This window comes from Bacillus sp. 7_6_55CFAA_CT2 (genome assembly GCF_000238655.1).
Taxonomy (GTDB): domain Bacteria; phylum Bacillota; class Bacilli; order Bacillales; family Bacillaceae_G; genus Bacillus_A; species Bacillus_A cereus.
Genome location: NZ_JH414735.1, coordinates 1 through 814, shown reverse-complemented (window position 1 = coordinate 814; position 814 = coordinate 1). Strand labels below are relative to the sequence as shown.

Here is an 814-nt window from a genome sequence, read left to right as displayed (position 1 = left end):
CGAACCATGCAGTTCAAAATGTTATCCGGTATTAGCCCCGGTTTCCCGGAGTTATCCCAGTCTTATGGGCAGGTTACCCACGTGTTACTCACCCGTCCGCCGCTAACTTCATAAGAGCAAGCTCTTAATTCATTCGCTCGACTTGCATGTATTAGGCACGCCGCCAGCGTTCATCCTGAGCCAGGATCAAACTCTCCAATAAAGTTAGTTTGTCTAGCATCTAAAATAAAAATTGACGTTTCACGTTGTTTGTTTCGTTCAGTTTTCAAAGAACTAATGGTGGAGCCTAGCGGGATCGAACCGCTGACCTCCTGCGTGCAAGGCAGGCGCTCTCCCAGCTGAGCTAAGGCCCCAAACAAGTATCGGGAAGACAGGATTTGAACCTGCGACCCCCTGGTCCCAAACCAGGTGCTCTACCAAGCTGAGCCACTTCCCGAAAGAAAACGCGCCCGAGAGGAGTCGAACCCCTAACCTCTTGATCCGTAGTCAAACGCTCTATCCAATTGAGCTACGGGCGCATATGGTGCCGAGGGCGGGGGTCGAACCCGCACGGTGGTCACCCACCGCAGGATTTTAAGTCCTGTGCGTCTGCCTGTTCCGCCACCCCGGCATGTCATATTGAAAATTGGAGCGGAAGACGGGATTCGAACCCGCGACCCCAACCTTGGCAAGGTTGTATTCTACCACTGAACTACTTCCGCAAGACATGTTTGAGATATTTTATTAAAAGTGCGGGTGAAGGGAGTCGAACCCCCACGCCAAAGGCGCTAGATCCTAAGTCTAGTGCGTCTGCCAATTCCGCCACACCCGCATA

At 52.3% G+C, this 814-nt stretch carries 6 tRNA genes and 1 rRNA gene; all 7 read right to left on the bottom strand.

The features are described from left to right. Positions 1-202 (bottom strand): 16S ribosomal RNA (locus tag HMPREF1014_RS29215); the annotation flags it as partial. Positions 203-277: 75 nt separating this feature from the next. Next, positions 278-353, bottom strand: a tRNA-Ala gene (locus HMPREF1014_RS29210). A gap of 9 nt (positions 354-362) precedes the next feature. After that, positions 363-436: transfer RNA gene (locus HMPREF1014_RS29205), tRNA-Pro, on the bottom strand. Between the two features lie 8 nt (positions 437-444). Next, positions 445-518, bottom strand: a tRNA-Arg gene (locus HMPREF1014_RS29200). A gap of 3 nt (positions 519-521) precedes the next feature. Then, a tRNA-Leu gene (locus HMPREF1014_RS29195) sits at positions 522-610 on the bottom strand. Between the two features lie 16 nt (positions 611-626). Continuing rightward, positions 627-701, bottom strand: a tRNA-Gly gene (locus tag HMPREF1014_RS29190). A gap of 29 nt (positions 702-730) precedes the next feature. Beyond that, a tRNA-Leu gene (locus HMPREF1014_RS29185) sits at positions 731-811 on the bottom strand. Between the last annotated feature and the right edge of the window lie 3 nt (positions 812-814).